The sequence below is a fragment of the Rhizobacter sp. J219 genome, assembly GCF_024700055.1.
Classification (GTDB): Bacteria; Pseudomonadota; Gammaproteobacteria; order Burkholderiales; family Burkholderiaceae_C; genus Rhizobacter.
This window is the reverse complement of sequence record NZ_JAJOND010000001.1, coordinates 4,842,490-4,864,495: the sequence shown is the minus strand read 5'-3', so window position 1 is coordinate 4,864,495 and position 22,006 is coordinate 4,842,490. Positions and strand designations below refer to the sequence as shown.

Sequence of the window (22,006 nt, the reverse complement as noted above, 5' to 3'; positions counted from 1 at the left end):
CCACCGTGGCGGCAGCGCCCCCCGGCCGAGCCCCCCGGCGCCCGTTTCGCGAGCCTCTTCGCACCCATCGTGCATGCACCGCTGGGCCAGGGGCGATGGACCTCGCGCCGCGCAAGCGCTGCCGCGCCGGTGCCACCGGAACAACAGCGCGAACAGGCGCTGATGGCGCTGCGCGCGGCCCTCGCCACACGCTTCGCCTCGCTCGCCGATCAGCTGCGCGCGGCGCAGGGGCAGATCGCCTGCGACCTCGTCGTCGACATCGAGCGCCGCATCGGCCAGATCGACTGCGAAGACGGGCAACAACAGGCCCTCGCCTGGGGTCACCTGCAGGGCACGCTGGCCGCAGGCCTGGTGTCGGAGGCGACGCAGCGGCTGTGCCTGCGGCTGTCGGGCCAGCAGGTGCAGGACACGGGGTGCGCCACCCCGGCCCCTACGCCCTGAAACGCTGAACCGCTGAAACGAGAAGAGGCAGCCGAAGCCGCCTCTCTTTGTGCAGGCCCTGGTTCAGGTCACTGCACGATGCCGTCGATCACCTTGGGCTTGGAGCTGGCCGGCGTCGGCTCGGCGCCGATGGTCGTCATCGGGTCCACGTCGTAGGCCGACGAATCGGGCAGTGTGAGCGACGACGCCGCGGCGAGCGACGGTGCGCTCGCGCACGAGGTGCGGCCCAGGCGCAGCTCGCGCTGCAGGTACTTCACGTAGAAGTTGGTCGAGCCATCCGACACGGTGGAACCGTCGCGGATGTCGAAGGCCGGCACCCAGCGGGTGTTGGGGCCGCAGCTCACCGGCTGGTTGGTGTCCGGGTTCACGCAGCTGCCCGGGATGCCCTGCAGCTGGCCGAAGCCGTTGTACTGCAGCTGCACCGCGTTGCCGTCGAACTTGCTCACGTCGGGCGCACTGATGTTGGCCGGGCTCGCGGTGGCGGTGAAGCCGAGCGCCTTCGGCGGGTCGATGGTCACGCCCTGGGCGCCGAAGTAGCGGTTCCACTGGTTGGGGCCGGTCTCCCACTGGTAGATCACCGAGGCCTGGTCGATGAGGTGCGGGCAGTAGTAGGCACCGGCACTGTTGGCCTGGCCATTCATGTCGCAGCGGATGGTGGGCAGGTCGCTGTCGGTCACCATCGAGCCGCTGGTGAGGCCCCAGGGGTTCATGCCCATGCTGTCCTTGCTGGCACCGGACGCATCGGCGTTGCCGCCACCGTCCGACAGCATGCCGGCCTGCCAGGTGTAGGCGTAGCGCGTGGCGCTCGGGCCCCAGGAGTTCGCGTCCTGGTACGGCGAGGCCGCGAGGTTGCCGCCGCTCACGAGGTTGGTGCCGGTCTTCGGGCACATGCCGATGCAGTTGAGCGCCACGTCGGGCGCGCCCGGCTCGACGACCTCGCGGGTGCGGTAGGTCACCACGTCGCCGCCGGAGAAGTTGCCGCTGGCCGGCACGAGCACTGCGCCGTTGCCGCCGCCCGAGGGGAAGAAGATCGGCAGCGCACGGATGTTGCCCGCCACCAGCGTGGCCGCGTCGAGCGGCACGGGGGTGCCGAAGGGCGTGTTCGTGCACGGATTGCCCGGCGAGCACTGCTGGTAGCCGATCGCGTTGAGCACGCTGCCGTCCCACTGCAGCTCGTAGTTGGTGTGGGTCGGGCCGCTGCCGATGGCAGCCTGCGACCAGTACATCATCGAGACGTTCTTGAAGGCCCCGAGCGTGGACTGGTGCCGGGTCAGCTTCCACAGCTTGCCGCCGCGGCGCACCACGGTGAGCGGCACGTCCACGTTGTTGACCTGACGCGTGAGCGTGCCCGAGCTGCCGACGGTGGCGAGCGCCGAGTCGGGCAGCCACAGGCCCCAGAAGCTCCAGAAGCCGTAGTAGGTGTTGGCACCCGAGACGTACTTCACCGCGAAGCCCGGGTTGCTCACCTCGAGGCGCGAGCCGTCTTCGTTGTAGACGCCGTAGCTCCAGGTCGAGGTGTCGGCCAGCGTGCGGTCGCGGGCGAAACACTCGTCGCTGCCGTTGCCGTCGTTGCGGTGGAAATAGCTGCCGTCGAAGGCGAAGGTGTAGGCGTAGGGGTTGCCGCCTTCGGTGCCCTGCACGCGGCCCATGCCGCTGTCGGTGTTGGGGTTCGATTGCAGCTTGAGGTTGGTCTCCGAGGAGCCGCCACCGCCGCCCGACTCGGCCTGGTAGAAGCTGAGGCCCGTGCCGTCGGACTTCAACGTGCCGCGGAACATGCAGGTGTTCACGCCGTCCGGCGTGCCGCAGAAGTACATGCTGAAGAGGCCGTTGGGGTTGCTGTCGGACTTGCCCTCGGTCGCCACGATGTAGACGTAGATCGTCGTCTTCTCGGGCCCGCTGCCGCGGTCTTCTTCCTCGTGCAGCCAGATCTTCACCGTGAGCGGGTCGGTGTTGGTGGCCTGCTCGGACACCACGGTGGCCGACATGTAGTTGGTCGCGTTCGACGCACCAGCATTGGTGCTGCTCGATTTGCTGCTGTCGCCGCGGCCTTCGCACTTGCCCTGGTCGACGAGCGCGACATACGCGCCCTGGTTGACCAGCGCATCGGGGCGCAGGCTGCTCATGATGCACATGATCATGTTGACGGTGCCGATGCGATCGCCCACGCGGTCTTGCACCCAGGTGTTCTGGGGGTCGTCGACGTAGGCGCCCGTGGTGGGCGGTGCCGCGACGGCAGACGCGACGAGCGCGCCGGCAAGGGCCAGCGCGGCAGTGAAGCGGGAGGTGAAGCTCATGGCCGGTCCTTCGCTCAGTTCGCGCTCACCACCTGCACCGACGACGGCAGGGTGATGGTCGATTGGGTGACGGGCGCCGGGCTGGCCGGGGCCGACGCGCCCCCGCTGCCACCGGAACAGGCCGCGAGGCCGAGCGTCAACACGAGGGTGGCAGCAAGAGCCGAAAAACGATGCGACATGGTCAAACCTCCGAAGAAGGAACGAAGCGACATCGGTTCTTCGGAGGTTTGGGCACGGCGCTTGAGCGGGCGGCCGTCCACAGCCGTGACGCATCACACGCCCGAGCGGACGTGCACCCGCGTGCACCCGCGTGCACCGCGAGTCAATCAAACGACAAGAAAGAGACTAGAAAAGTGTGAAGCGAGCCGATAGGCCGGATTCTGTGAACCTGGTTGCCCAGGCCTGACCGCCATTCCTCTGGGCCATGCATCGCTGCATGGCTCGATGCCACCTACCCGCCAGCTCCGCGGAGCCACATCAACGCTGGCCTATTTGGTGTTGCTGCGCGTAGAGATTGCCCGTTTCACCCGAACTGAATCGGCTCGTCTCTGTTGCTCTGATCCTCACCTCACGGTGGACAGCCGTTAGCTGCTACGCCGCCCTGTGCAGTCCGGACCTTCCTCCAGTGCCTCGTTTCCGAGATTGCACCAGCGGCGGTCTGGCCCGCTTCACGGCGCGCATTATCCCGCCCCCCGGGAATTCACCGCGGAATGCAGCAACTCAGTACAAGTAAGGCCTTGCCGCAGCGAACTATGGTCCCTGGCCGGCGTACTGGGAGGAGCGCCGCACCGCGAAAGGCCCGACCATGTCCGCCCCAGAACCATTGCGCATTCCCTGCCCCCACGCCGGCTCCAGCGACGATCTGCTCGACAACTCGTACGTGCTGGGCCACCACGGCTTCATCTACACGAGCGGCAGCCTTTTGAGCGGCATGACGCTGCGCCACCCGGCGGTGCTGCTGCTGAGCGTGGACGGCCGCCCGTTCCAGACGCCGCTGCCGGATGGCCGCGTGCTGTCGGCGTCCGCAATGCTGGTGCCGCCGCGCGTCGAACGCGCCCTCCACGCCCAAGGGGTGCCGGTGGTCAGTCTCAACGTCATGCCCCAGCATGCGTCGTACCACGTGTTCCGCGCCATGCAGCCCGGCGGCGTGCGCGAACTCGACCGCCATCTCTTCAACCCGCTCAACGACGAACTCGAGGCGCTGCTGCGCGGGCGCGCCTCGATCGTCGAGGCCGAACTCAGCTTCTCGCGCGCCGTCACCGAAGCGCTGCGGGTGCTGCCGCCTGCCCCGGCCCCCGACCCCCGCGCGCTGCCGCTGATCCGCATGCTCGACGCCGACCCCGAGCTGAACCTCGACGTGCTGGCACGCAAGCTCGGCTACTCGCAACAGGTGATGTCGCGCCTGTTCTCGTCGGCGGTGGGCATGTCGATGCGCGACTACCAGAACTGGCTCAAGCAGCGCCGCGTCTACGACGTGCTCTACACCCGCCGCTCGATCACGCAGGTGGCCTACCTGGCGGGCTTTGCCGACTCACCGCAGTTCACCCGCACCTTCCAGCGCTGGTACGGGCAGACGCCGTCCAACGCCCGCGATCCCAAGCACGTGCGGGTGTTCATCCACGGCGGCAACAACCAGCACGGCAGCGCCGGGTGACGCCCGGCGGCCCATGGCGGCCACGGCCGAACCTCAGGACGCCGGCTGCCCCGGCTGAGGGATGAGCGACTGCTGCTCCGGCGGCAGCTGGGCGCGCAGCTCGTCGAGCCGCTGCTTCTTCTGCTCCAGCGTGAGCGAAGCGTCCTGCTCGACGAACATGGCCTCCATCGAGACACGCGCATGCATGTCGGCCGCGCCGAACAGCGCCTGCGCGGTCGCGTCGTCGAAGTGGCGGCGCTTGATCGACTCCATCTTGTCGAAGAAGGCGTTCATCTCCTGCAGGTTGCCCGGCACACCCAGCGGCTCCATCTGCTGGCGCACGTCGGCGGTGTACGCGCGGTAGGAACTGAAGAGCTTGATCGCGCGTTCGGCGTCTTCGCGCGGAAGACCCTCGCGCAGTGTGCGTTCGAGGCGCTGCAGGTCCTGCTCGGTGGGCTGCTCCGGCATGGAGTTGAGCACCGCTTCGATGACGGCGCGGGTGTCGCGGTCGATCACCAGGCCGCCGGCAAAGCCGAGTTCGAAGAGACGGGCCGCGTCGAGCGTGGCGCCAGTGGCGTCGTGCACGACCACCGTCGACGCATTGAGGGCAGGGCCGCCAGCGCCGGGCTGCGGGCCCGAGGGATCTCCTCGCGAACCGCCCGGCACACCCGCCGCCACACCGCCGCTCGCCACGCTGTCGGGCTCGTCAGCGTCCCACGACCGGTAGCCAACGGCCGCCACCACGAGCGCGACCGCCAGCACAAGGAACACGGGGAAGGGCTTGAAGGTCGGCATGGTCTGACTGCACGCAAGTCCAAAACGGCCGACCAGCATAACCATCCGTCGCCTCCGGTCAAAGCCCCGGCATTCCCTGTCCGACGACGTGGCCATAGGGAAGACGGCCCGATACGCACGCGTACCACAAAAGTCGCCGTTGCGATTGATGGAACTCGTAGCTCGCATGTTCGGATGAAAAAGGACGCGTGTGCAACCAAGATGCGTCAGCCCTACCGGCTCGACCAGACCAACCACAGGAGACAAACATGCACTTCCCCGCACGCACCTCGCGCCTGCTTCAAGCCGCCGTCCTCGGCGGGCTGATGGCCCTCTCGGCCGCCGCCAGCGCCCAGACCAATCCCTACGCCCGCGGCCCGAACCCGACCGCCTCGTCGCTGGAAGCGAGCACCGGCCCCTTCGCCTACCGTTCGTTCACCGTGAGCCGCCCGAGCGGCTACGGCGCCGGCACCGTCTACTACCCCACCAACGCCGGCGGCACCGTGGGTGCCATCGCCATCGTGCCCGGCTACACCGCACGCCAGTCCAGCATCAACTGGTGGGGCCCGCGCTTGGCCTCGCACGGCTTTGTCGTGATCACCATCGACACCAACTCCACGCTCGACCAGCCGAGCAGCCGCTCGCGCCAGCAGATGGCCGCGCTGCAGCAGGTCGCCAGTCTCAACAGCACCAGCAGCAGCCCCATCTACGGCAAGGTCGACACCTCGCGCATGGGCGTGATGGGCTGGTCGATGGGCGGCGGCGGCTCGCTGATCTCGGCGCGCGACAACCCCTCGCTCAAGGCCGCAGCCCCGCAGGCCCCGTGGAACACCTCGAGCAGCTTCTCGTCGATGACCGTGCCCACGCTGATCTTCGCCTGCGAGAGCGACAGCATCGCCCCGGTCAACTCGCACGCTTCTCCCATGTACAACAGCATGCGCTCCAACCCGCGCCAGTACCTGGAGATCAACAACGGCTCGCACTCCTGCGCCAACAGCGGCAACAGCAACCAGGCGCTGATCGGCAAGAAGGGCGTGGCCTGGATGAAGCGCTACATGGACAACGACACGCGCTACAGCACCTTCGCCTGCCAAAACCCGAACAGCACTCGCGTGTCGGACTTCCGCGTCGCGAACTGCAGCTGATCCACACCGTCTTCAATCAGGCGTGATGCCTTTGGCGGCCGCGGCTCGCAAGAGCCGCGGTCTTTTTGCCATGTGGGGAGCCGCCGCGTGCGTCACCCGCCCACGACGGTCAGGCGAGCTTCCAGGCGAGGCTCTCCCCGCCGCGCAGTGGCTTGAGCTGCGCATCGCCGAAGGGCAAGGCCTCGGGCAGCGTCCAGGTTTCCTTCTTCAGCGTGACCGTGCCGCTGTTGCGCGGGAGGCTGTAGAAGGCCGGGCCGTGGAAGCTGGCAAAGCCTTCCAGCTTGTCGAGCGCACCGGCGGCCTCGAAGGCCTCGGCATACAGCTCGAGCGCCGAGAGCGCGGTGTAGCAGCCGGCGCAGCCGGTCGCATGCTCCTTCAGGTGCGCCGGGTGCGGCGCGCTGTCGGTGCCGAGGAAGAACCGGTCGCTGCCCGAGGTGGCCGCGGCCACCAGCGCGCGGCGGTGCTCCTCGCGCTTCAACACCGGGAGACAGTAGTAGTGTGGACGCACGCCCCCCAGGAAGATCGCGTTGCGGTTGTAGAGCAGGTGGTGCGCGGTGATGGTCGCTGCGGTGAACGGGCCGGCTTCGGGCACGTACTGCGCCGCTTCACGCGTGGTGATGTGCTCGAACACGATCTTGAGTTCCGGGAAGTCGCGGCGCAGCGGGATGAGCTGCGTGTCGATGAAGGCCTTCTCGCGGTCGAAGAGGTCGATGTCGGGGCTGGTCACTTCGCCATGCACCAGCAGCTTCAGGCCTTCGCGCTGCATCGCTTCGAGCGTGGCGTAGGTCTTGCGGATGTCGGTCACGCCGGCATCGCTGTTGGTGGTGGCGCCGGCGGGGTAGAGCTTCAAGGCCACCACGCCGGCCTCTTTCGCGCGGCGGATCTCGTCGGGCGGCAGGTTGTCGGTGAGGTACAGCGTCATCAGCGGCTCGAAGCCGATGCCCTGCTCCTTCAACGACGCGGGCACGGCCGCGAGGATGCGCTCGCGGTAGGCCACGGCCTGCGCCGCGGTGGTCACCGGCGGCTTGAGGTTGGGCATGATGATCGCGCGGCCGAACTGGCGCGCGGTGTCGGGCACCACGGCGTTGAGCGCAGCGCCATCGCGCACGTGCAGATGCCAGTCGTCGGGTCGGGTGAGGGTGATCGAGAGGGGGGTGCTGCAGAAGTCATGCGGAATTGTCGCCCACGCCACCGCCCTCACGGCCCGTGTTGACGCAGCGCAGCAGCGCCACTCCCCGCACTTTCCAGACTTACCGGCAACCGGCCGTCGCGCCATCATGAACACGAGCCGAGGCCTCGCCATGCCCACCGTGCCCGCACCCCAACCCGCGCCCGATCCTCACGCCGTCGCGCAACCGCAGGAGACGTCGTACGTGATCGGCTATGACGGCTTCATCTACGCCGGCCATGAAATCCTCAAGCGGCGTGACGTCACGCCACTCGGCCGCCATCCTCGTCAGCGCCGACAGCCGTGCGGTGACGGTCGCACTCAGAGACGGCACGAGCTTCGCCGGGCCGGCGCTCCTGGTGCCGCCGCTCGTGCCGCGCAGCCTCGACGCCGCCGGCGTGGCGCTTCTCAGCGTGAACGTGATGCCGTCGCACCGCAGCTTCCACGTCTTCAGCGCCCTGCAACACACCGGCGTGCAGACGCTGCAGCGCGAGCCCTACTCGGCGTGCGATGCCGACATGCAGCGCCTCGTCGCAGGCGAACTCACGCTCGACGAGGCCAGCGCCCTCTTCGATCGGTTGATCGACCTCACCTGCACCCAGTTGCCGCCAGCACCGCCGCAGGACCCAGCCGCGCGCATGCTGATTCAACTGCTCGACGAGAACCCCGACCTCAGCATCGAGGAACTGGCCCGCCAGCTCGGGCGGCCGCCGCAGGCGGTCTCGCGCCTGTTCTCGTCGGCGGTCGGCATGTCGGCGCGCGACTACCAGGGCTGGCTCAGGCTGCGCCGAATGCACGACGTGATGTTCACGCCCCGCTCGCTCACCGACGTGGCGCTCGACGTGGGCTTCTCCGATTCGCCGCAGTTCTCGCGCACCTACCACCGCTGGTACGGCCGCTCGCCCTCGTCGACGCGCGATCCGTCGCAGGTGCGTGTGTTCGTCCGCGGCGACGCGGCCGACGAGCCCTGGTCGCCCAAATCCTGAGGCCGCAGGGATCAGGAGCCGACAGCCGACGCCGCGGTGCCCTCGGTGGCTTGCGGGTCGGGGATCAACGAGCGCTGATCGGCCGGCAGTTGCGCACGCAGCGCGTCGAGCCGCGCCTTCTTCACGTCAGGGGCAAGCGTCGCGTCCTGCGCGATGAAGGAGGCCTCCATCGTGATGCGTGCATAGCGGTCGTGCGGGCCGAAGAGCGCCTCGGCGGTCTTGTCGTCGAAATGGCGGCGGCGCACCGCATCCATCTCGTCAAAGAAGCGCTGCGCTTCGGCCAGCGAACCGGGGATCCCCTTGGGCGCCATGTCCTGGCGCACGTCATGCACGTAGCCGCGGTAGTCGCGCACGAGCTTGAGCGCCTTCTCGGCATCTTCGAGGGGCAGCCCCTCGCGCAGGGTGCGCTCCAGCTTGGCCAGCTCCTGCTCGGTGGGCGGGTCCGACATCCCGTTGACCAAGGCCTCGACCGTCGAGCGGGTGTTCTGGTCGATGACGAGCCCTCCCGCGAAGCCCAACTCAAAGAGGCGCGACGCGTCGAGTTCCAGGCCCATCTCGTTGGTGAGCGTGGCCACATCGCGCGGCGCCGGCCCTCCCGCCGTGCCCGGCCCGCCCGCGTTGCCCGGCGCGGCGGCTCCGGTGCCGGCGCCCGGCGCAGCCCCGGCGTGCGGCGCAGCCGACTGCGGGGCGGGCTCGATCGCCCGATAGGCCACCGCCGCCATCAGCAACACGGCCGCGACGCCGGCAGGCCAGAAGCGCTTCACGAAATCAGCCATTTATGGACAAGCATTCAAAACAACAGTGGGAGCATAGCCCTCAACAGCCTTTGGGGGCTGTCGAGGGGATTGGGGTATTCCCACCCGGAAACGGTCATTTCTCATAGGTGAAACGACTCTCCGGAGAGCTATCACAAACAGAAAGTTTTGTCTTGATGCGGCGCGTTGATGGAAATCGTCAATGCAAAAAGTAGACGCACGTCAAAAAATAGCAATGTCGCGCTTCGGTGCGGCGAACCACCCGCCGGACACGCGGCGGACTGCTACATAAAACTGGAGACATAGATGTTTGGTACTTCCCGCCTGATGAAAGCGGCCCTTGCGGCCACCGCCCTCGTGGCCGCCACCGCCGCGTCCGCCCAATCCAACCCCTACCAACGTGGCCCAGCTCCGACCGCTTCGTCGCTGGAAGCCAGCCGGGGCCCGCTGGCCATCAGCCAGTTCACCGTCAGCCGTCCGAGCGGCTACCGCGCCGGCACCGTGTACTACCCGACCAACGCCGGCGGCACCGTGGGTGCGATCGCCGTGGTGCCGGGCTACACCGCCTACCAGTCCGACATCAACTGGTGGGGCCCCCGCCTGGCCTCGTGGGGCTTTGTCGTGATCACCATCGACACCAACTCCACGCTCGACCAGCCGTCGTCGCGCTCGCGCCAGCAGCTCGCCGCGCTCGACCAGGTGGCCGCGCTCAGCCGCACCTCCAGCAGCCCGATCTACAACAAGGTCGACACCTCGCGCATGGGCGTGATGGGCTGGTCGATGGGCGGCGGCGGCTCGCTGATCTCGACCGAGAACCGCCCGTCGCTGAAAGCGTCGATCCCGTTTGCGCCGTGGAACAGCACGTCGAGCTTCTCGTCGGTCGTGACCCCGACCTTCATCATTGCGTGCCAGAGCGACATCATCGCCCCGGTCGCGTCGCACGCCGATGACTTCTACGACAGCCTGAGCCGCCCGCCCAAGATGTTCCTCGAGATCCGCGGCGGCAGCCACTACTGCGCCAACTCGTCGAACAACGACAAGGGCCTCTTGGGCTCCAAGGGTGTGGCCTGGATGAAGCGCTACATCGACAACGACACCCGCTTCACGTCGTACGCCTGCAGCAACCCGAACACGCTGGCCGTGTCGGACTTCCGCACCGCCCGTTGCTCGTGATGGGCTGAGGCTCGCTGCAGCCTCTGCGGCCGCAACGCAAAAGGGCGCCACTTGCGTGGCGCCCTTTTTTCATCGGCCAGAAGTATCGGCGAGACGTGGCAGCTCAGTGCTGCAGGATCTTCGAGAGGAAGTCCTTGGCCCGCGGCGAGCGCGCGTCGGGCTTGCCGAAGAAGTCGTCTTTCGGGCAGTCCTCGACGATCTTGCCGGCGTCCATGAAGATGACGCGGTGGCTCACCTTCTTGGCAAAGCCCATCTCGTGCGTCACGACCATCATGGTCATGCCTTCGTGCGCCAGCTTGACCATCACGTCGAGCACCTCGCCGACCATCTCGGGGTCGAGCGCCGAGGTGGGCTCGTCGAAGAGCATCACGATCGGGTCCATGCTGAGCGCCCGCGCGATGGCCACGCGCTGCTGCTGGCCACCGGAGAGTTGACCGGGGAATTTGTCCTTGTGCGCCATCAGGCCCACGCGGTCGAGCATCTTCAGGCCGCGCGTCTTGGCTTCGTCGGCACCGCGACCGAGCACCTTGATCTGCGCGAGCGTGAGGTTCTCGGTCACGCTCAGGTGCGGGAAGAGCTCGAAGTGCTGGAACACCATGCCCACACGGGAGCGCAGCTTGGGCAGGTTGGTCTTGGGGTCGGAGATGGAGATGCCATCGACCACGATGTCGCCCTTCTGGAAGGGCTCCAGCGCATTGACGGTCTTGATGAGCGTCGACTTGCCCGAGCCTGACGGCCCGCAGACCACGACGACCTCGCCCTTCTGGATGCTGGTGGTGCAGTCGGTCAGCACCTGGAAGGAGCCGTACCACTTGGAGACGTTCTTGATGTCGATCATGGTGATTCCTATCGAATGATCTGGATCTTCTTTTGCAGGCGACGCACGAGCATCGACAGGCTGAAGCAGATCACGAAATAGACGACGGCGGCGACAAGGTAGGTCTCCACCGGACGGTTGAAGTTCTTGCCCGCCACTTCGAAGCCCTTGAGCAGGTCGTAGGCCCCGATCGCGTAGACCAGCGAGGTGTCCTGGAACAGGATGATGGTCTGCGTGAGCAGCACCGGCAGCATGTTGCGGAAGGCCTGCGGCAGCACGACGAGCTGCATGGTCTGGCGGTAGGTCATGCCCACTGCGTACCCCGCGTGAACCTGCCCGCGCGGCACGCTCTGGATGCCCGCGCGCATGATCTCGGAGTAGTAGGCCGCCTCGAACACCGTGAAGGTGATGATGGCCGACAGCTCCGCCCCCATCGGCCGGCCGATGAGCATGGGGATCAGCAGGAAGAACCACAGGATCACCATCACGAGCGGAATGGACCGCAGCGTGTTGACGTAGAACGCGGCCGGTGCCTCCAGCCACTTCTTGCCCGACAGGCGCATGAGCGCCAGCAGCGTGCCGAGGATGATGCCGCCCACCATCGCGATCAGCGTGAGCTGGATCGAGTAGATGAAGCCCTTGGCGACGAAGCTGGAGATCACGCTCCAGTTGAGGAAGCTGAAATCGAGGGCGCTGATCATCGTCCGGCTCCCAGCGTGCCGGGGATCTGCACCTTGTGTTCGATGAAGAGCGCGATGCGGTTGATCGCAAACGCCGAGATGAAGTACAGGCCCGTCACGGCGAGGTACACCTCGACCCCGCGCGAGGTTTCTTCCTGCGCTTGCATCGCGAACATCGTCAGCTCGGCCACGCTCACCGCGAAGGCCACCGACGAGTTCTTGATGATGTTCATGCTCTCGCTGGTGAGCGGCGGGATGACGATGCGAAACGCCATCGGCAGGATGACGTAGCGGTAGGTCTGCGGCAGCGTCAGGCCCATCGCCAGGCCCGCGTAGCGCTGGCCTTTGGGCAGCGCCTGGATCCCCGCCTTCACCTGCTCGGAAACCCGCGCCGAGGTGAAGAAGCCCAATGCGAACACCACCAGCACGAAGCTCGGCACCTCGCGCAGCGACAGGAAGATGCCGGGGATCACGTGGTACCAGAGAAAGATCTGCACCAGCAGCGGAATGTTGCGGAAGAGCTCCGTCCAGGCTTCGCCGAAGTAAGCGAGGCCCTTGTGCGGCACGGTGCGCAGCACGCCGATCAGCGAGCCCACCACCAGCGCCACCACCAGCCCCAGCACCGCGACTGAGAGCGTCCAGCCCCAGGCGGACATCAACCACTCCAGGTAGGTCCGCCCTCCCCCGTCATCTCGCAGGAAGACCTGCCAGTCCCATGTCTGCCCCAATGCTTGCTCCTCTTGTCATGTGCAAGTCCTCGGGACCTCGTGGGTCCCAAGGAAAAAGCGCGGCCGGTCTTCATGCCCGCGCCGCGCTTCGAATGTAAGCAAGCCCTGCGCCATCGGACGCTAGGGCTCGCCCCGATGCGCCTTACTTCTTGGCGTAGTCTTCCATCGGCTTGTCGTTGGGGTTCGCCCAGGCATCCTTGGTGGCCTGCGACAGCGGGAGACCCACCTTGGTGTTGCTCGGCGGGATGGGCTGCATGAACCACTTGTCGTAGATCTTCGCCAGCTCGCCGCTCTTGACCATGCCCTTGATGCTGTCGTCGACGGCCTTCTTGAAGGCGGGGTCGTCCTTGCGCAGCATGCAGGCGATCGGCTCGACCGACAGCACTTCGCCGACGATCTTGAAATCGGCCGGGTTCTTCGACTTGCTGATGTTGCCGGCGAGGATCTGGCCGTCCATCACGAAGGCATCGGCGCGGCCCGATTCGAGCAGCAGGAAGCTGTCGGCGTGGTCCTTGCCGAAGACTTCCTTGAAGTCGACGCCGTTGGCGCGCTCATGCTTGCGAAGCGTCTGCACCGAGGTCGTGCCGGTGGTGGTGGCCACCGTCTTGCCGACCAGGTCCTTGATGGAGTTGATGCCCGAGTTGGCCTTGGTGGCGATGCGCACCTCTTCCATGTAGGTGGTCATCGCGAACGACACGTCTTTCTGGCGCGTGGCGTTGTTGGTGGTGGAGCCGCACTCGAGGTCGACGGTACCGTTCTGCACGAGCGGGATGCGGTTCTGCGAGGTCACGACCTGGAACTTGACGTCGAGCTTGGGAAGGCCGAGTTGCTTTTGCAGGTCGGCGGCGATGCGTTGCGACATCTCGGTGTGGAAGCCGACGTACTTGCCATCACCCAGGGTGTAGGCCAGGGCGCCCGACGACTCGCGGGCACCCAGTGTGATCGAGCCACTGTCCTTGATCTTCTTGAGCGTGTCGGCTTGGGCAGCGCCCATCGCGAAGACGGCGGCCAGGGCGAACATGGTCTTTTTCATGCAAGAACTCCTTAGGTGTGTAGGAACAGCATTAACGAAATTCTAGGGACGACAGGCCTACGCGAAACCACGTACATGCCCTACAAAAAATGGGTGACGCGGACAGCGGTCAGTACGGCACCTGGTCCGTCGGGTACTTCCAGAAATCTCTGAGCAGGTAGTTCATGGGCAGGTTCAGCGCCGTGTTCATCGGTGGCAGAGGCTTCATGAACCACTTGTCGTAGATGGCATTGGCCTCCCGGCTCTTGATCAGCTGCTTCATCTCTTCATCGACGATCTTCTTGAACTCCGGGTCGTTCTTGGACAGCATGATCGCCAGCGGCTCGATGGTGAGGAACTTGCCGACCACCTTGAGCCTGGTCGGGTCAGGCCGGCCGGCGATCAGACCATACAGCAGCACGTCGTCCATGGCGAACCCATCGGCTTCGCCCTTTTCCACCATCGCCACCGCTGCGGCGTGGTCGGGCGCCTCGATCAGGTGAATGCCGATCATGCGCTCCTTGTTGGCCGAGTTCACCGCCTTCAGGGGCGTCGTGCCCTTGGTCGACACCAGCGTCTTGCCACCGAAGTTGCTCAGGTCGTCGATCTTGCTGTCGGCACGCACCATGTAGCGCGCGCCGGTGATGTAGTGCGGCACGGTGAAGGCGACCTTCTCGCGACGCTCGGCGTTGTTGGTGGTCGAGCCGCATTCCAGGTCGGCGTTGCCCTCGGCGATGGCGGCGATGCGGTTGGACGGCGTCACGAGCATGTACTCGACCTGCAGGTTGGCCAGGCCCAGCTTCTTCCTCACGGCCTCGGCCAGCTTCAGGCACAGCTCGACCGCATAGCCCGTGGGCCGCTTGTCGGGCAGCACATACGAGAAGGGGACGGACGATTCCCGGTGCGCGAGAACGATCTTGCCCGTCTGCTTGATGCGGTCGAGCGTCTGCCCTTTCGCGAGCGGTGCTGCGGGGGATGCGAGGGCCGACACGGCGGTCCACAAGGTGGCGGCCGCAAACAGCCGATGAGAAAGAGGCAATGGCTTCAAGATCCGAGATCCACAAGGCGCACGGGATGGGTCAGGGTTTCAGGCACCAGCAGCGCCTCCATGTCGGACCGCTTCATGATGTCGAGGCTCTCGGCCGTTGCAGCAATCGTGCCGCCGGTTGCGAGCGCGGTCTTGGCGATCAGCGCCGCCTTCTCATACCCGATGATGGGATTGAGCGCGGTCACCAGCGTCACTGACTCCGCGACACGGCGCGCCAGCAGTTCGGTGTTCGCCTGAATCCCTTCGACGCAATTCACCTGCAAGGTGCGGCAGGCATTGGTGAGGTGCTTCACGCTCTTGGCCAGCGCCCAGCCCATGATGGGCTCGAAGGCATTGAGCTGCAGTTGCCCGGCCTCGCTGGCCATGGTGATGGTGACGTCGTTGCCGATAACTTCGAATGCCACCTGGTTCATCACTTCCGGGATCACCGGGTTGACCTTGCCCGGCATGATCGACGAGCCCGCCTGCCGAGGCGGCAGCCGGATGTCGCCGAAGCCCGCCTGCGGCCCCGATGACAGCAGCCTCAGGTCATTGCAGATCTTCGACAGCTTGCAAGCCACACGCTTGAGCACGCCCGACAGCTGCACGAACGCGCCGGTGTCCTGCGTGGCCTCGACGAGGTTGGCCGACTTCACCACCGGCACGCCGGAGATGTCGGCCAGCAGGCCGATCACCTTCTCGGCATAGCCGGCCGGCGCATTGATGCCGGTGCCGATGGCCGTCGCGCCCAGGTTCACCTCGGTGATGAGGGCGCGGGCCTCGCGCAGACGCTGCTCGTCTTCGCCGATCATGATGGCGAAGGCCATGAACTCCTGGCCGAGTGTCATCGGCACGGCGTCCTGGAGCTGGGTGCGGCCGATCTTCAGGATGCTGGAGAACTCGAGCGCCTTCGCCTCGAACGCCACGCGCAGGTCGGCCATCGCCGACAAGAGGCGACCGATGCCGAACCAGGCGGCCAGCCGCAGCGCGGTCGGGTAGACGTCGTTGGTGCTCTGCGAGGCATTGACGTGATCGTTCGGGTGCAGCACGTCGTAGCGGCCTCGCGCAAAGCCGAGCCGTTCGAGGGCGCGATTGGCGATCACCTCGTTGGCGTTCATGTTGGTGGAGGTGCCGGCACCGCCCTGGATCACGTCGACCACGAACTGGTCGTGCAGCTCGCCGCGCACCAGGTCGTCGCAGGCGCGCTCGATGGCATCGGCAAGCCGGGCATCGAGGACACCATAGGACAGGTTGGCCTGGGCAGAGGCTCGCTTGACGAAGGCCAGCGCACACACGAGGTCGGACCAGGCCCCAACCGGCTGCCCGCTGATGGGAAAGTTTTCGACCGCGCGTGCGGTGTGCACGCCCCAATAGACGTCAGCGGGGATGCTCTTGACGCCCAGGAAATCGTGCTCGGTGCGAGTGGTTTGGATGGGTTGCATGACGGCGCGGACTGTAGGGTTTCCCGTCTCGCGCGGTCCAATGCTGAATCTTGGAGGGGCTATGCGTTTGCTGCATGCGGCCCTAGGGTTTACCCATAAAACTCAGTGGCAATACGCAGCCACGCGCGTCAGGTCGAACCCCGCAAGAACTCCCACAGCGCCTGCGCGCCCGGCTTGAGGTGGCGCGACACCTCCGGCCGCTCGCGGTAAATGCGAACTTCCATGGAGAGGCTCGCATGCGCCAGGGGCTGAGGCCCGCACCAGCCGCTTGCTCTTGAGTCCCTTCTTGACGGAGCTGCCGGGCAGGAACGCCAGGCCGTGGCCTTCGAGGGCCATGGCCTTCAGGCCTTCGGCCATGTCGGTTTCGTAGATGGGCTCCATGTTGAGCGGCACCGGCGAAAGTTTCACGATCAGGTCGACCAGGCGGCCGAGGTAGGCACCGGAGCCGTAGCTCAGAAACGGCACCCGGCTGCCGGGCGCTGCGGGGATCTGGAACATCGGCGCCCCACTGTCGTTGGCCTTCGCGTAGGGCGCGATGGTCTCGTGCCCGAGGCTCAGCATCTCGTAGCGGTCGGGGCTGAGCTGCAGCGGCTGCGACGGGTGGTGGTAGGCGATGAGGAGGTCGCAGCTGCCCTCGGTCAGCAGCATCACCGCATCGTGCACGTTGAGCGCGATGAGCCGGCTCTTCACCGCGCCGAAGCGGTTGCGCAGGTCCATCACCCAGTGCGGGAAGAAGGTGAAGGCGAGCGAGTGCGGCACGGCGAACTCGATCATGTCCTGCCCCGCCACCTGGTGCCCGCGCATCATGTTGCGCGTGGCCTGCAGGCTGCCGAGGATCTCCAGCGCCTGCGAGTGGAAGGTTTCGCCGGCCGGCGTGAGCCGCGTCGGGTAGGAGGACCGATCGACCAGGTCAAGCCCGGCCCACGCCTCCAGTGCCTGGATACGACGCGAGAACGCCGGCTGCGTCACATGCCGCAACTGGGCCGAGCGGGAGAAGCTCCTCGTCTCGGCCAAGCTCACGAAGTCTTCGAGCCACTTGGTTTCCATGGTGTGTCTTGTGATCTATACGCTTGCCCCTTGCATGGCGTCGTCCCCCACCTGCTGCAAGCGCCACATCTCAGCATAGCGCCCGCCGAGTTCCAGCAGGTCCGCGTGCGTGCCGCGCTCCACGATGCGGCCCAACTCCATCACGAGGATCTGGTGCGCATCGACCACCGTCGACAGGCGGTGTGCGATCACGAGGGCCGTCTTGTTGCGCGCCACGCCCTGCAGCTCGGCCTGGATGGCACGCTCGTTCGCTGAGTCGAGCGCCGAGGTGGCCTCGTCGAAGATCATGATCGGCGGGTTCTTCAGGAGGGTGCGGGCGATCGCCACGCGTTGTTTCTCGCCGCCCGAGAGCTTGAGCCCGCGCTCGCCGACTGCCGTGTCGTAGCCCTTGGGGGTGGAGGCGATGAAGTCGTGGATGCGGGCTGCCTTCGCCGCCGCTTCGATCTGCTCGCGGGTGGCGCCGGTGCGGCCGTAGGCGATGTTGTAGGCCACGGTGTCGTTGAAGAGCACCGTGTCCTGCGGCACGATGCCGATGGCCTGGCGCACGCTGGCTTGCGTGACCTGGCGAATGTCCTGGCCGTCGATGCTGATCGCCCCCGAGTTCACGTCGTAGAAGCGGTAGAGCAGCCGTGCGAGCGTGCTCTTGCCCGAGCCCGAAGGCCCGACCACCGCCACCGTCTTGCCCGCCGGGATCTCGAAGCTCACATCGTGCAGGATGGGCCGCGCCGGCTCGTAGGCGAAGTTGACGTGGCTGAATTTCACGTGGCCGTCTTTCACCTGCAGCGGCTGCGCACCCGGTGCGTCGTCGACCTCGCGCTCACGCTCCATCAGCGTGAACATCTTGTCGAGGTCGGTCAGGCTCTGCTTGATCTCGCGGTAGATCACGCCGAGGAAGTTGAGCGGGATGTAGAGCTGGATCATGAAGGCGTTGACCATCACCAGGTCGCCGAGCGTCATCCGGCCCTCGACCACACCGCGCGTGGCCATCCACAGCATCGCGACCAACCCCACGGCGATGATGAGCTGCTGGCCGGTGTTGAGGATCGAGAGCGTGGTCTGCGCCTTCAGCTGCGCACGGCGCAGGCGCTCCAGGCTTTCGTCGTAGCGCTTCGCTTCGAAGTCTTCGTTGTTGAAGTACTTGACCGTCTCGTAGTTGAGCAGCGAGTCGATCGCGCGGGTGTGGCTGGTGGAGTCGAATCCGTTGACCTGCTTGCGGAACTGCGTGCGCCAGTTGGTCACGAGGATCGTGAACGCGATGTAGACCACCAGCGCCGCGATGGTGATCCACGCGAACCAGGCATCGAACTTCACGCCCAGCAGCGTGAGCACCATCACCACCTCGATGATCGTGGGCACGATGCTGTAGAGCGAATACGAGATCAGCGAGTGCACGGCGCGCGTGCCGCGCTCGATGTCGCGTGTCATCCCGCCGGTCTGGCGCTCCAGGTGGAAACGCAGGCTGAGCGAATGCAGGTGGCGGAAGACGCTCAGCGAAATGCTGCGCGCCGTGCCCTCGGTGGCTTTGGCAAACACCAGCTCACGCAGCTCGGTGAAGAGCGAAGTCGACAGCCGCAGCGCGCCATACGCGAGCAGCAGCCCGACCGGCACCACCAGCAAGGCCCGTGCATCGCCGGGCTTGAGCGCCATGCTGTCGACCAGCTCCTTGAGCAGCAGCGGCACGCCCACGTTGGCCATCTTGGCGCCCACCATGAAGGCCAGCGCCAGCATCACCCGCCAGCGGTAGGTCCAGAGATAGGGCAGCAGCTTGCGCAGCGTGGCCCAGTCGGAACGCGGGCCTGCCGCAGCCGGCGCGGCGGGCATGGGAGATATGGAAGGCGACACGGATTCTCGACGCATCACCTCAGTGTGCCAGCGCAAAGCGTTTCACAATGCAGCCCATGACATCCGCGACCAACACCCTCCCCGTCACCCTGCCGACCGACATGGACCTGGTCATGCGCGTCATGCCCATGCCGTCGGATGCCAACGGCAACGGCGACATCTTCGGCGGCTGGATCATGGCCCAGGTCGACCTGGCCGGCTCGGTGCTGCCCAACCGCATCGCCAAGGGCCGCATCGCGACCGTGGCGGTGAACCAGTTCATCTTCAAGCAGCCGGTGTCGATGGGCGACCTCTTGAGCCTGTATGCGCGCGTCGAGCGCATCGGCCGCACCTCGGTGACGGTGCACGTGGAGGTCTACGCCGAGCGCAACCCGGCCAAGCTGGAGGTCGTGAAGGTCACCGAAGCCAGCCTCACCTACGTGGCGATCGACGACGAAGGCAAGCCGCGGCCGCTGCCGCCGCAGGACTGAATCAGAGGTCCAGCGGCTGGGTGTCCTGCGCCTCGCGCCGCTTGCGCCGCGTGGGCAGCGTCGCCGGCAGCCGCGGCACGATCTCGCGCACGATCATCCCGGCGAGCTGCTCGGCCCACATCGCATACGCGGCCGGGCCCGGGTGGAAGCCGTCTTCGGCCATCAGCACGCTCGAATCGTTGCCCGGCGGCGGGATGTCGGGCTCGATGGGCACGGGCAGCCACCATCGCTCCGGCCACTGCTCGGTCCAGGCACTCAACGCCTGGTTGTAGGCCTGCGCGTCGGTGCCCAGCACCCAGCGCAGCGGATTGGGCAGCAGGGGAAAGGCATGGACCGGCGGGATGCCGGTGTGCACCACGTGCTTGATGCCGGCACGCCGGGTGGCGGCGCGGTCGAGCTTGTCGAGCTGCGCGAGCCAGCGTGCCACCGGCACCTGCGAGACCACGTCGTTGAGGCCCAGCGCCGTGACCATCACGTCGGCCGGGTGCAAGGAGAGTTTGCGCACCGCGGCCAGCGAGGTGCGGGTGGAGTCACCGCTGCGTGCGATGAGCTGCCACACCACCGCACCATGCAGGCGCTGCGACAGGGCTTCGCTCAGGCGACCCGCAAGAGCCTGGATCTGGTTCTTGGCGCCCACGCCCGCAGCCGACGAATCACCGACGATGAGGATGCGCAGCCGCACCTTGCCCGTGCCGGCCACGCCCTCACGCGGGCCCTCGGCCTCGGGCAATCGCAGCGCATCGCGGCGCACCTGCCGGCCCTGCCACAGCAGCACCGGCACGAGGAGGAACTTGATGGCCTTGAAGAGCCCGGAATTCATGCGCGCGACGATACCCGCACGCCGCCCTCGCCGGCACCGCCCATGTGCACGGGTTGCGCACGGAGCGAGGCGGAATCAGGAAAACTGACTGAAATCGGGCTTTCGCTTCTGGAAGAAGGCGCTGAACGCTTCCTTCGCTTCGGGGCTTTGCAGCTGCGCGGCGAAGACGGCGTTCTCGGCATCGATGGTCTGGAAGAGGCCTTCGGCCAGGCGACCACGCATCAGCTTCTTGGTCGCACGGATGGCACCCGGCGGCAGCGCGTTGAATCGCTCGGCCACGCGGCGCGCGTGAGGTGCCACTTCGTTGGCGGGCAGCACCGCGTTGGCAATGCCGCACTCGACCGCTTCGGCACCGGTGAACGGGTCGCCGAGCATCAGCTTCTCGGCCGCCTTGCGCTGGCCCATCAGCTGCGGAATGAGCTGGCTGGAGGCGAACTCGGGCACGAGGCCGAGGCCCACGAAGGGCATCACGAGGCGGGCTTCGTCCGACACGTAGACGAAATCGCAGTGCAGCAGCAGCGTGGTGCCGATGCCGATGGCCGCGCCGGTGACGGCGGCGATCACGGGCTTGTCGCAGCCGATCAGCGCTTCCATGAACGTGCGGGCCGGCGACACCGCCGAGGCCGCCGCCGAGCGCTTGGCGAAGTCCTCGATGTCGTTGCCCGAGGTGAAGATGCCGGGCTGGCCGGTGATGAGCACGCTGCGCACGGCCCCGTCGGCCTTGGCGTCGTTGAGGCCTTTGGCCATCGCGAGATACATCTCGCTCGTGAGCGCGTTCTTCTTGTCGGGGCGGGCGATCTCGATGGTGTAGACGCCGTTCAGCAGGGCGGTCTTGATGCTCATGGAATGTGTCTCCGGAGGGGGTGAGGAATTCTGCGTCAGCGCGCCGTGGCTGGCGTCAACCAACGCGACACCTGCGGCCACAGGCTCTCGGCGAAGCGCTCGCGGAAGAAGCCGAAATGGCCGATGCGCTTGGCACCGATGTCTTGCGGTGCGATGCGCCGCATCTCGCGCGGGGCGCTCGCGTAGAAGGCATGCATGTCGGCGGTGTTGCGCGCCGACATGTACTCGTCGTCGGTGAACGAGAGCGAGAGGATGGGCGTGCGCACGGCGGCGTAGTCGGAACGCATCTTCTCGCCGCCCACGCCCACGAGGTAGTCGCGGTCGAGGCAGGCACGGCGCCACTGCTGCATCACGCCCAGCGGCAGGTCGCCGATCTTCTTCAGGCGCTTGCCGGGGAAGTAGCCGTAGAGCTTCATCGACAGCGGCACCACCACGTACCAGAGCCACCAGACGTAGCTGCGCACGAGGGGCGCCTGGCGCAGCCAATAGCCGGTGCCGACCCCGATGGTGACGACGCTCGCCACGCGCTCGCGGTTGGGCACCATGCCGAAGATCTGGCCGCCGAGGCTGTGGCCCAGCCAGTGGATCGGCGTGTCGTTCGTGACGCGGGCGTCGAGCCAGGCCAGGGCGGCCGAGGTGTCCTGTTTCGCCCAGACGTCGATGTCGGTGTTGAAGCCCTTCAGCGAGTGCTTCATCTGCGATGGGCGCGAAGCCCCGACACCGCGGTAGTCGAAGCTCATCACCGCCACGCCCTGCCCGGCCAGCCATTCGGCGAACTCGCCGTAGAAGCGCTGCGGCACGCCCATCGCCGGCACAATCAGCAAGGCCGACTGGCATTGCGACGGGTCGCCGTAGAGACGGCCTTGCAGCACAAAACCATCGGCCGCCTTGAACTCGAAAGATTCCATC

General features: G+C 66.6%; 21 protein-coding genes, 1 other RNA gene and 1 pseudogene. 6 read left to right on the top strand and 17 right to left on the bottom strand.

Features of this window, described 5'->3' with window-relative positions; all coding sequences use genetic code 11:
• The first annotated feature begins 69 nt into the window (after positions 1–69).
• Positions 70–441, top strand: coding sequence for a hypothetical protein (locus LRS03_RS23145; RefSeq protein WP_257828489.1), 372 nt, complete (start codon positions 70–72; stop codon positions 439–441).
• A gap of 68 nt (positions 442–509) precedes the next feature.
• On the opposite strand, the gene LRS03_RS23140 is transcribed toward LRS03_RS23145, so the two are convergent.
• From LRS03_RS23140 to rnpB, 3 genes are all read right to left on the bottom strand, one after another.
• A complete protein-coding gene (locus LRS03_RS23140) occupies positions 510–2,735 on the bottom strand; it encodes a hypothetical protein (protein WP_257828488.1) in 2,226 nt (741 codons plus the stop codon).
• Positions 2,736–2,749: 14 nt separating this feature from the next.
• Positions 2,750–2,914, bottom strand: coding sequence for a hypothetical protein (locus tag LRS03_RS23135; protein WP_257828487.1), 165 nt, complete (start codon positions 2,912–2,914; stop codon positions 2,750–2,752).
• Positions 2,915–3,088: 174 nt separating this feature from the next.
• Positions 3,089–3,405, bottom strand: an RNA gene (gene rnpB, locus LRS03_RS23130) — RNase P RNA component class A.
• Positions 3,406–3,540: 135 nt separating this feature from the next.
• On the opposite strand from rnpB, the gene LRS03_RS23125 reads away from it, so the two are divergent.
• Positions 3,541–4,389: a helix-turn-helix transcriptional regulator gene (locus tag LRS03_RS23125; RefSeq protein ID WP_257828486.1), complete on the top strand. Its 849-nt coding sequence runs from the start codon at positions 3,541–3,543 to the stop codon at positions 4,387–4,389.
• A 33-nt stretch (positions 4,390–4,422) separates the two neighbouring features.
• Here the strand turns inward: LRS03_RS23125 and LRS03_RS23120 are convergent, their stop codons facing one another.
• Positions 4,423–5,163 carry a lipase secretion chaperone gene (locus LRS03_RS23120; RefSeq protein ID WP_257828485.1) on the bottom strand — a complete coding sequence of 247 codons (741 nt, stop codon included), beginning with the start codon at positions 5,161–5,163 and terminating at the stop codon, positions 4,423–4,425.
• A 248-nt stretch (positions 5,164–5,411) separates the two neighbouring features.
• Here LRS03_RS23120 and LRS03_RS23115 point away from each other — a divergent pair, with 248 nt between their 5' ends.
• Positions 5,412–6,287 (top strand): poly(ethylene terephthalate) hydrolase, encoded by an 876-nt coding sequence (locus LRS03_RS23115; protein ID WP_257828484.1) that lies wholly within the window; start codon positions 5,412–5,414, stop codon positions 6,285–6,287.
• A 109-nt stretch (positions 6,288–6,396) separates the two neighbouring features.
• Here LRS03_RS23115 and pyrC read toward each other — a convergent pair whose 3' ends face one another.
• Entirely contained in the window at positions 6,397–7,479 is a 1,083-nt protein-coding gene (gene pyrC, locus LRS03_RS23110) for a dihydroorotase (RefSeq protein WP_257828483.1), read from the bottom strand.
• Positions 7,480–7,694: 215 nt separating this feature from the next.
• On the opposite strand from pyrC, the gene LRS03_RS23105 reads away from it, so the two are divergent.
• The gene (locus LRS03_RS23105; protein ID WP_257828482.1) at positions 7,695–8,441 is read left to right on the top strand and encodes a helix-turn-helix transcriptional regulator; all 747 of its coding nucleotides are present in this window, start codon (positions 7,695–7,697) and stop codon (positions 8,439–8,441) included.
• A gap of 11 nt (positions 8,442–8,452) precedes the next feature.
• Here the strand turns inward: LRS03_RS23105 and LRS03_RS23100 are convergent, their stop codons facing one another.
• Positions 8,453–9,217: a lipase secretion chaperone gene (locus LRS03_RS23100; protein ID WP_257828481.1), complete on the bottom strand. Its 765-nt coding sequence runs from the start codon at positions 9,215–9,217 to the stop codon at positions 8,453–8,455.
• Positions 9,218–9,502: 285 nt separating this feature from the next.
• Between LRS03_RS23100 and LRS03_RS23095 the strand changes: the two genes are divergently transcribed.
• On the top strand, positions 9,503–10,369 hold the full coding sequence (locus LRS03_RS23095; RefSeq protein ID WP_257828480.1) for a poly(ethylene terephthalate) hydrolase: 867 nt from the start codon (positions 9,503–9,505) through the stop codon (positions 10,367–10,369).
• A 103-nt stretch (positions 10,370–10,472) separates the two neighbouring features.
• On the opposite strand, the gene LRS03_RS23090 is transcribed toward LRS03_RS23095, so the two are convergent.
• From LRS03_RS23090 to LRS03_RS23055, 8 genes and pseudogenes are all read right to left on the bottom strand, one after another.
• Positions 10,473–11,207, bottom strand: coding sequence for an amino acid ABC transporter ATP-binding protein (locus tag LRS03_RS23090; RefSeq protein ID WP_257828479.1), 735 nt, complete (start codon positions 11,205–11,207; stop codon positions 10,473–10,475).
• Between the two features lie 8 nt (positions 11,208–11,215).
• Entirely contained in the window at positions 11,216–11,887 is a 672-nt protein-coding gene (locus LRS03_RS23085) for an amino acid ABC transporter permease (RefSeq protein ID WP_257828478.1), read from the bottom strand.
• Complete coding sequence (locus tag LRS03_RS23080) at positions 11,884–12,594, bottom strand: amino acid ABC transporter permease (RefSeq protein WP_257828477.1); 711 nt, start codon at positions 12,592–12,594, stop codon at positions 11,884–11,886. The genes LRS03_RS23085 and LRS03_RS23080 overlap by 4 nt, the downstream gene beginning before the upstream one ends.
• Positions 12,595–12,736: 142 nt before the next feature.
• Positions 12,737–13,627, bottom strand: coding sequence for an amino acid ABC transporter substrate-binding protein (locus LRS03_RS23075; RefSeq protein ID WP_257828476.1), 891 nt, complete (start codon positions 13,625–13,627; stop codon positions 12,737–12,739).
• 109 nt (positions 13,628–13,736) lie between these two features.
• Positions 13,737–14,609 carry an amino acid ABC transporter substrate-binding protein gene (locus LRS03_RS23070; protein ID WP_257829658.1) on the bottom strand — a complete coding sequence of 291 codons (873 nt, stop codon included), beginning with the start codon at positions 14,607–14,609 and terminating at the stop codon, positions 13,737–13,739.
• Positions 14,610–14,650: 41 nt separating this feature from the next.
• Positions 14,651–16,075: an aspartate ammonia-lyase gene (locus LRS03_RS23065; protein WP_257828475.1), complete on the bottom strand. Its 1,425-nt coding sequence runs from the start codon at positions 16,073–16,075 to the stop codon at positions 14,651–14,653.
• A 128-nt stretch (positions 16,076–16,203) separates the two neighbouring features.
• Positions 16,204–17,122: pseudogene (locus LRS03_RS23060) on the bottom strand (LysR substrate-binding domain-containing protein).
• A gap of 15 nt (positions 17,123–17,137) precedes the next feature.
• Positions 17,138–18,979 carry an ABCB family ABC transporter ATP-binding protein/permease gene (locus tag LRS03_RS23055; RefSeq protein ID WP_374685076.1) on the bottom strand — a complete coding sequence of 614 codons (1,842 nt, stop codon included), beginning with the start codon at positions 18,977–18,979 and terminating at the stop codon, positions 17,138–17,140.
• Positions 18,980–19,020: 41 nt separating this feature from the next.
• Between LRS03_RS23055 and LRS03_RS23050 the strand changes: the two genes are divergently transcribed.
• Entirely contained in the window at positions 19,021–19,434 is a 414-nt protein-coding gene (locus tag LRS03_RS23050) for an acyl-CoA thioesterase (RefSeq protein WP_374685075.1), read from the top strand.
• A 1-nt stretch (position 19,435) separates the two neighbouring features.
• On the opposite strand, the gene LRS03_RS23045 is transcribed toward LRS03_RS23050, so the two are convergent.
• The 3 genes from LRS03_RS23045 to LRS03_RS23035 all read right to left on the bottom strand — a co-directional run bounded on the left by LRS03_RS23045 (position 19,436) and on the right by LRS03_RS23035 (position 22,005).
• Positions 19,436–20,254 carry an SGNH/GDSL hydrolase family protein gene (locus LRS03_RS23045; RefSeq protein ID WP_257828472.1) on the bottom strand — a complete coding sequence of 273 codons (819 nt, stop codon included), beginning with the start codon at positions 20,252–20,254 and terminating at the stop codon, positions 19,436–19,438.
• A gap of 75 nt (positions 20,255–20,329) precedes the next feature.
• The gene (locus LRS03_RS23040; RefSeq protein ID WP_257828471.1) at positions 20,330–21,097 is read right to left on the bottom strand and encodes an enoyl-CoA hydratase; all 768 of its coding nucleotides are present in this window, start codon (positions 21,095–21,097) and stop codon (positions 20,330–20,332) included.
• 35 nt (positions 21,098–21,132) lie between these two features.
• On the bottom strand, positions 21,133–22,005 hold the full coding sequence (locus tag LRS03_RS23035) for an alpha/beta hydrolase family protein (RefSeq protein WP_257828470.1): 873 nt from the start codon (positions 22,003–22,005) through the stop codon (positions 21,133–21,135).
• Position 22,006: the final 1 nt, after the last annotated feature.